Below are 7,579 nucleotides of genomic sequence, written 5' to 3'. Positions count from 1 at the left end.
AAGAGCCTTCTTCTCGGCTCCGCTGCTGCTCTCGCAGCAGTTTCCGGCGCACAGGCAGCAGACGCAATCGTCGCAGCCGAGCCGGAGCCCATGGAATACGTTCGCGTTTGCGACGCTTTCGGCACTGGCTACTTCTACATCCCGGGCACTGAAACCTGCCTCAAGATCGGCGGCTTCATCCGTTTCCAGACCTCGTTCGGTGACAACGCCTCGCAGAGCCGTTACAACCAGGAAAACCATCGTTTCGGTGGCCTCGCTGGTCCGAACTACTCCACGTCTGACTGGGATGCCTTCTCGCGCGCTTACATCTCGTTCGATGCCAAGAGCGACACCGAGTACGGCACGCTCACCGGCTTCTTCGCTGCTGAGTTCAACGCCGACAACGACACCGACGAAGGCGATAGCTTCATCGACGTCGACGAAGCCTACATCCAGCTCGGTGGCCTCAAGGCCGGCTTCTTCTACAACTGGTGGGATAAGGGCATCAACGGCGAAACCGACTCGCTCGGCAACGTCACCGAGTTCAACTCGATCGCCTACCTCTATGATGGCGGTTCGTTCCAGGCCGGTATCTCGGTTGATGAGCTCGAGGGCTGGTCCACCAAGGCTAACGGCGTAGGCATCTCGGGTATCGTTTCGGCTTCGGTCGGCGGCGTTTCCTTCGACCTGCTCGGCGGCTACGACACCGAATGGGAAGAAGGCGCGATCCGCGCTCTGCTCTCGGCTGACCTCGGTCCGGGCGTCTTCCAGATCGCTGGTGTATGGGCTTCTGACCCGAACACCTACTGGAATGCTTCCGAGTGGTCCGTTGCAGCTTCGTACCGCTTCAACGCCACCGACAAGCTCGCCATCACCCCCGGCGTTCAGTACTTCGGTAGCCTGCAGGACTCGGTCACCAGCTTCGGCAACGACGACGCATGGCGCGCTGGCGTAACGCTCGACTACAAGATCACCGAAGGTCTCGCGACCCGCGTTTCGGTTCAGTATGAAGATGCTGACAACGCTGACGATCAGGTATTCGGCTTCGTCCGTCTGCAGCGCGACTTCTAAGATCGTCTGACCTCGGTCAGAAGAGAGAAACCCGGCTTTCGAGCCGGGTTTTTTTGTTTGGAAGTATCCTGCGGTGCGGTGGCAGCCTGCGGCCGACTATTTGCCGGGGCCTGTGCTTGCTGAAGCCAATGGTCCGTTGATCCGCTTGCCGTGGCGGTGATCGCCAGGCTCGGTGCTAGCGCCCTGGTGCGAGGCCCGAGAGGAAGGTAGCAATTGCCTGCCGAGGGCCGTCGAGATGCAAAAGCGGTGCGTGGCCCTGGCCGGGCGCAGTGAACGCCGCCATGTCAGGACGTCGATCGCTCATCTCCTGCAACGTTGCTTCAGACAGAATCCGGGAATACTGGCCTCGGATGCCTAAAAGCGGCATTCGAGAGAGGGCATCGAATTGCGGCCAAAGGGTGGGTAGCGGCGTTTCAGCTGTGAGACCCAGCAACTGGTGGGCGATGGCTGGATCAAAGTCAGGCACGGCAGCGCCGTCCTCATCGCGATAGATCGCCGTTGCCATCTGCAGCCATTCGCGGTCGCTGAGAATCGGAAAATCGGCTCCGTGCAGGTTCTTCAGATACCGGGGTGCTGTCCCCCAGCTTATCGCGCCGCTCGGCTCCCTGTTGAGATAGTCGCGAATGGCCAGCAGGCCCTCGATTTCGATGACTGGTCCAATGTCATTCAGCACCGTGCCTGCGATAAGGTCAGGCGCGACGCTGACGAGGTGGTGCAGGATCAGCCCTCCGCGGGACGTGCCGATGAAAACTGCGCGATCGATCTCCAGATGAGCGCAAGCCGTGATGATGTCGTTCGTTTCGGTCGCGATCGAGTAGTGGCTCTTGTCGGCGTCTCGTGCCGAACCGCCGCGACCGCGATAGTCGAACGAAAAGACGGTGTGTCCGCCCCCGGACGGTGACGCGAGCAAGATCGCGAGCTCGTGAAAGTCACGGCTGTTGCGCGTGAGGCCCGGCAGGCAGATGACCGGGAGCGTCGTTGTGGGGCGGGCGGGGCCATAGCTCCGGGCGTAGAGCTGCAGGCCATCTGTTGCGGGGAAGCGATGTTCCCGAAACCCGTCTTCTTTCATTGCCAGTCTCCACCCCGATATCGGTGGGATGGTAGCTGCTCGAAGAGAAAGGGCAAGGCATACACTTGGTGGGGTGAGCCTGTGCGTTCGCTTGCGACCGACGCACTAGCGAACGCATGGGCTAAAAGGGGCGAACTGGCTTCACAGCGAAAGCGGTCATCTGCCCATCAATAAGGTGAACTGCACTGACGCCGCGGACCGCCATAAGGCTGATACGAGTTGTCCCAGGCGCGATAAGAACGATAGCGGGCGTAGCACCAGCGCGTATGCGCGTCACCGCTGACTGCTCGCGGCCCATTGTAGTACCGCGGCTGGTTTATCAGGCCGCCTACGATTGCGCCGGCCGCAAGTCCACCGATGAAAGCGCCAGCGTCATTGTTGTGGTGGTGGCGGTATCGGTCGCGATAGTAGCCATCCCGGTAATAGCCGTCCCGATAGTATCCGTGTCGATCGCGATAATCGCGATCACGATAGCTGTCACGTCGGCCCTGAAGTTCGCAATAGGGGACGGCGCAACTGGAACGGTTCTTGCGATCTTCGCCGCGCTCGTTTTGGAACTGAGCCTTCTGGACGTCGCTCGTTTGCGAGACCTGCGGAGCGATCGGGAATGCACCGGCAGCCGGAATGCTGCTCATTGCCGTCGCCAAAGACAGGGCGATCATGGGGAAGGTCTTCATTGTGTTCACCATTTCCTTCAGGAAAGATCGAACCTTCAGAAGGGAAATGGCTTGGGCCGCATTTTGTGCCGCCCGCTGTCATCACGATTATTTGAACGGCCCGGGTCGCGCCGACTATTGGCGCCCCATCCTCAGATCCTCGACGATGTCGGCCTTCTGCCCGAGCCTCGACTTGTAAACCTGATAGTTTTCCATGACCCGCTGCACATAATTGCGGGTCTCCTGGAATGGAATGCGCTCGATCCAGTCGACGACTTCGTCGATCGGCTTGCCGCGTGGGTCGCCATAGCGGCCAAGCCACTCCGGTACACGGCGCGGCCCGGCGTTATAGGCAATGAAGGTCAGGATATAGGAGCCGCCGAAGCTGCTGATCTGTTCGCCGAGGTAATGGGCGCCGAGCGTGGCGTTGTACCCCGCATCGCTGGTCAGCCGATCCTGCGAATAGGCAAGGCCATAGCGACTGGCGACGCCCTTGGCGGTGCCCGGCATCAGTTGCAGCAAGCCGCGGGCATTGGCGGTGGAGATGGCTGCGGGATTGAAGGCGCTTTCCTGCCGCGCGATCGCATAGGCAAGTGCCTTGCCGGAACCGTCGATATTGGCGCTCGAAGGGATCACGCCGACGGGAAAGGCGAGGGCAGCGACATCGATGCCGCGTCCGAATGCAATCTTGCCGATCTGGAGCGAGAGCTGATGGTTTCCGGCCTTCTCCGCGCGCGCCGAAAGCAGGGCGAGCTCGCCGGGACTGGTCAGCTCCTCGGCAAGCGCACGGTAGATGCTGTCGGCGCGCCAGGCGTGGCCGGCGCTTTCAAGGCGGGAGATCGCGCGCACCGCCTCACGGTTCTCGAACTGTGCCCGGTCGTTCGCCGATGGGGCAGGGTAGGCGACGTTCAACGTCTTGCGGCCAAGCCGGGCGGCTGCGAGTTGCCCATAGAAGGTTCCGGGGTAACGGGCGGCATTGGCGAAATACTCGCTGGCATCGCCCGGTCCGCCGGCCTCGGCCGAACGGCCCAGCCAATACCAGGCGCGAGAGGCGGAAAGCGGACGGTTTGAAACGTCAAGGATGCGGCGGAAGTGGCGCGCTGCGATCGCCGGATCTTCCATGCCACGCAATGCGTACCAGCCAGCGTGGAATTCGGCATCGACAACATCGGTCGCCTCCGTTGCTAGATGGCTGGCCGCGATCCGGTAGGCGCCTTTGAAGTCGCCCGCGTCAAGCAGGCCTCGGCTGACAACACGCTGCTCGACCCACCATTCGCCAGGATTGACGAGCACCCCTCTGTCCTTCGGCATACGGGCAAGCAGCTTGGCCGCCTCCTCGTATTTTTTCTGCTTTCGCAAGGATTCGATCTGAATGAACAGGTAGGCCGGGTCCTTGCGCCAGGAGGGATCGACCGCCGCGATCAGCGCATCGGCCTTGTCGTTGCCCCGATTGACCGCTGCCCAGGCACGATAGAGTGACTGTGCCTTGCCGAGATCACCAAAGCGCTCGGCCTGTTCGACGCGGTTGCGGTAAAGGAGCATGGCCATGCGCCGCTGATGATCGGCTGGCGTCAGCAGAGCGGAGAACTCAGCCAGGATCAGGCTCTCCATATCCTTGTCGAGCGCATGCCGTTGCCAGATGCCGCGCAAGCGTTTCGCGGCTGCTTCTGTTTGTCCCTGGGCGACAAGCGCGCGCGCCAGAATGAGGGTTCCTTCGGTCGTCTCAGGCTGTGTGTTGCCAAAGGCGGCAAGGACATCGGCGGCCGTCGGATTTTCGCGAAAGAGGGCCCTCTCCGAATTGGCGCGCAGGGATTTCAAGCCGGGCCATCCCTGAAGTTCGCGCTGGGCGTCGGCGATCTCAAAGGAAGGAATGCCGCGCTGGCCGGAAACGGCAATCGCCCAGGTCAGGATGTGCCGGTCGAGCGCATCGCGGCTCATGGCATTGCGAACGGCAATCGCTGCCGCCGGCTGCCGGTTGGACAGAGCGTCGAGGCCCGTCTTCAGATCGCTGTTGATTGGGGCAACGATCGCAGGAATGGCATTGGTGGTCTCGTCGGCGGCAACTTGCGCAGCCTTCCCCGACATGTCGGGTTTGCGAGCCGGAACCGGTATTCGCTCCAGCGTTTCGGAACTGAACGCCGGCGATGTGAGCAACGCAGCGCCGACGATGGCGGCGACAGGCAGAAAGTTTGATCCGCGCATCAAGAGGCCGTGTTCCCCGTGTCTCACATTCATCTGCCGCCGGATTGCCTGAGACAAGACTAGCGGCCAATATTGATCATGGCAATCGCACCTTGCCGCCCCACGCCTAAGGCGGAGCGGGACCAATATGTGGGCTGAACGTCAAGCTTTTGCACGAAAACCGGCGTGAAATGCCGTGTCACGACGCTTGCCGCAGCCTCCTCACATGATTATGGTGCGGCAGTTTTTTAACCGTCGATTACGGCCAAAGCATGAGTGCATTTTGCGTCTTTGCGCCGTCAGGAGTTGTGCATGTTCAAGGGTTCCATTCCCGCTCTCGTAACACCGTTCACCGCGACCGGCGCGGTGGATGCGGATGGTTTCGTCGCGCATGTGGAATGGCAGATAAATGAGGGTAGCCATGGTCTCGTGCCGGTCGGCACCACCGGGGAGTCTCCGACCCTTTCCCATGAAGAGCACAAGAAGGTCGTCGAACTCTGCATCGAGGCCGCCGCCAAGCGCGTGCCTGTTATAGCAGGCGCCGGCTCCAACAATACGACAGAAGCGATCGAGCTTGCACAGCACGCCGAAAAGGCTGGTGCCGACGCGATCCTCGTTGTCACGCCTTACTACAACAAGCCGACGCAGAAGGGCCTCTTCGCGCATTTTGCCGCGATCGCCGAGAGCGTGAAACTGCCGATCGTCATCTACAACATTCCCGGCCGTTCGGTCGTGGATATGAGCGTCGAGACCATGGCTGCGCTTGCCAAGGCCTATTCGAACATCATCGGTGTCAAGGATGCGACCGGCAAGATCGAGCGCGTCTCCGAACAGCGCATGGCCTGCGGTCCGGAATTCGTCCAGCTTTCGGGCGAAGACGCAACTGCGCTCGGCTTCAACGCCCATGGCGGCGTCGGCTGCATTTCCGTAACGGCCAATGTGGCTCCGCGGCTTTGCGCCGAATTCCAGGAGGCAACGCTTGCCGGTGAGTTCGCCAAGGCGCTCGATTACCAGGACAAGCTGATGCCGCTGCACAAAGCGATTTTCATGGAGCCCGGTGTTTGCGGCGCGAAGTATGCGCTGAACCGCCTCGGCCGGATGAGCCGCGCCGTGCGCTCGCCGCTGCTGTCGACGCTCGAGCCGGCAACCGAAGCGGCGATCGATGCGGCGCTGAGGCATGCAGGATTGATGAACTGATGGCACCCAAAGGAAGCCAGCGCACGGTCAACAAGGTTGTGGCGGAAAACCGGAAAGCCCGCTTCAACTACGAGATCGTCGATACCTACGAGGCCGGTCTGGTTTTGACCGGCACCGAGGTCAAGTCGCTGCGCGAAGGCAAGGCCAACATTGCTGAGTCCTATGCGACGGACGAAGGCGGAGAGATCTGGCTGATCAATTCCTATCTGCCGGAATATCTGCAGGCGAACCGCTTCAACCATGAAACGCGGCGTCGGCGGAAGCTGCTTCTGTCGAAGCGCGAAGTCAATCGCCTGCAGGGTGCGGTCAACCGCGAAGGCATGTCGCTGATCCCGCTGCGCATCTATTTCAACGAGCGCGGCCGTGCCAAGCTCGAGCTGGCGCTCGGCAAGGGCAAGAAACTGCACGACAAGCGCGAGAGCGCGAAAGAGCGTGATTGGAACCGGCAGAAAAGCCGCCTGCTGAAGGATCGCGGCTAAGCGATCCTTGGTGCGCGAAGTCGGCTTGCATTAATTCCAACGAAAACGGCGGGCGATCTAGGAAGATGTGCGGCTGGCTGCGTGTCATTCGCTGCCACCGCATGCCCAGAGCCTTCAATTGTTCTTTTGATTTACGATACGCACCGACGCCTTGAAACGGCAGTTCCTGCGATCGTCGCGCTTCAAATCTCGACGGGGTCCGCCACCGGCTCGGGGGTGTGGCGCGGCGTACGTTCGGAAGGCTCGCGACCGATCTCTGCCCGCAGGGTGGCGAGATCGATGAAGTGATCCGCCTGGCGACGCAGGTCGTCGGCGATCATTGGCGGCTGGGTCGACATCGTCGAGACAACGGAAACCTTGCGGCCCCGGCGCTGCAGGGCTTCGACGAGCGTTGTGAAATCGCCGTCACCGGAAAAGATGACGAGGTGATCGACCGTTTCAGACTGTTCCATGGCATCGATCGCGAGTTCGATGTCCATATTGCCCTTGATCTTGCGGCGACCAAGTGAGTCGGTGAATTCCTTGGCCGGCTTCGTCACGACCTTGTAACCGTTGTAGTCTAGCCAATCGATCAGCGGGCGGATCGAAGAATATTCCTGATCTTCGATGAGTGCGGTGTAGTAGTAGGCGCGCAGCAGATAGCCGCGTTTTTGAAATGCTTTCAGGAGTTTGCGATAGTCGATGTCGAAGCCGAGACTCTTCGATGCCGCGTAGAGATTTGCGCCGTCGATAAAAAGTGCGATCTTTTCGCGGGGATCAAACATCGTCTTTCCTTTTCAATGCCGGCGCATCCAGTGCCCGCTGCCGGCCGATACGCAAAAATAAGTCGTTTACATTAATAATTGCTGATATTGCAAATAATGTAGGCTAGGCATTGCATTATTCCAGCAGAGCGCTCGCGAATATAGCTAGTTTTAGCAGTTGCTATAGATAGTCCACATCCGTGG

7 protein-coding genes are annotated in these 7,579 nt (G+C 60.4%); 3 read left to right on the top strand and 4 right to left on the bottom strand.

What is annotated here, in order from left to right:
* A partial coding sequence (locus tag AB4Z53_RS35120) for a porin (protein WP_441600021.1) occupies window positions 1-1,050 on the top strand: 1,050 nt, incomplete at its 5' end.
* 175 nt (window positions 1,051-1,225) lie between these two features.
* On the opposite strand, the gene AB4Z53_RS35115 is transcribed toward AB4Z53_RS35120, so the two are convergent.
* The 3 genes from AB4Z53_RS35115 to AB4Z53_RS35105 form a co-directional block, all read right to left on the bottom strand.
* Window positions 1,226-2,119, bottom strand: coding sequence for an alpha/beta fold hydrolase (locus tag AB4Z53_RS35115; RefSeq protein WP_441600019.1), 894 nt, complete (start codon window positions 2,117-2,119; stop codon window positions 1,226-1,228).
* Between the two features lie 167 nt (window positions 2,120-2,286).
* Window positions 2,287-2,796: a BA14K family protein gene (locus AB4Z53_RS35110; RefSeq protein ID WP_441600017.1), complete on the bottom strand. Its 510-nt coding sequence runs from the start codon at window positions 2,794-2,796 to the stop codon at window positions 2,287-2,289.
* Between the two features lie 114 nt (window positions 2,797-2,910).
* The gene (locus AB4Z53_RS35105; RefSeq protein WP_441600015.1) at window positions 2,911-4,977 is read right to left on the bottom strand and encodes a transglycosylase SLT domain-containing protein; all 2,067 of its coding nucleotides are present in this window, start codon (window positions 4,975-4,977) and stop codon (window positions 2,911-2,913) included.
* A gap of 291 nt (window positions 4,978-5,268) precedes the next feature.
* On the opposite strand from AB4Z53_RS35105, the gene dapA reads away from it, so the two are divergent.
* Together dapA and smpB are read left to right on the top strand one after the other, a co-directional pair.
* Window positions 5,269-6,153 carry a 4-hydroxy-tetrahydrodipicolinate synthase gene (gene dapA / locus AB4Z53_RS35100; protein WP_441600013.1) on the top strand — a complete coding sequence of 295 codons (885 nt, stop codon included), beginning with the start codon at window positions 5,269-5,271 and terminating at the stop codon, window positions 6,151-6,153.
* Window positions 6,153-6,632, top strand: a complete 480-nt coding sequence (smpB, locus tag AB4Z53_RS35095; protein WP_113541517.1) for an SsrA-binding protein SmpB — start codon at window positions 6,153-6,155, stop codon at window positions 6,630-6,632. Before dapA ends, smpB begins: the two co-directional genes overlap by 1 nt.
* Window positions 6,633-6,814: 182 nt before the next feature.
* Here smpB and AB4Z53_RS35090 read toward each other — a convergent pair whose 3' ends face one another.
* Window positions 6,815-7,396, bottom strand: a complete 582-nt coding sequence (locus AB4Z53_RS35090; protein WP_113541516.1) for a LabA-like NYN domain-containing protein — start codon at window positions 7,394-7,396, stop codon at window positions 6,815-6,817.
* Window positions 7,397-7,579: the final 183 nt, after the last annotated feature.

The sequence above is a fragment of the Ensifer sp. 2TAB8 genome (assembly GCF_052115125.1).
Lineage (GTDB): Bacteria > Pseudomonadota > Alphaproteobacteria > Rhizobiales > Rhizobiaceae > Ensifer.
The sequence above is the reverse complement of the archived record's forward strand: the minus strand, read 5'-3'. Positions and strand labels throughout refer to the sequence as shown.

Excerpts from the sequence above, each read along its gene's own strand:
- AB4Z53_RS35115 (WP_441600019.1), bottom strand. The coding sequence starts at position 2,119 with ATGAAAGAAGACGGGTTTCGGGAACATCGCTTCCCCGCAACAGATGGC.
- AB4Z53_RS35110 (WP_441600017.1), bottom strand. The coding sequence starts at position 2,796 with ATGAAGACCTTCCCCATGATCGCCCTGTCTTTGGCGACGGCAATGAGC.
- AB4Z53_RS35105 (WP_441600015.1), bottom strand. The coding sequence starts at position 4,977 with ATGCGCGGATCAAACTTTCTGCCTGTCGCCGCCATCGTCGGCGCTGCG.
- dapA (WP_441600013.1), top strand. The coding sequence starts at position 5,269 with ATGTTCAAGGGTTCCATTCCCGCTCTCGTAACACCGTTCACCGCGACC.
- smpB (WP_113541517.1), top strand. The coding sequence starts at position 6,153 with ATGGCACCCAAAGGAAGCCAGCGCACGGTCAACAAGGTTGTGGCGGAA.
- AB4Z53_RS35090 (WP_113541516.1), bottom strand. The coding sequence starts at position 7,396 with ATGTTTGATCCCCGCGAAAAGATCGCACTTTTTATCGACGGCGCAAAT.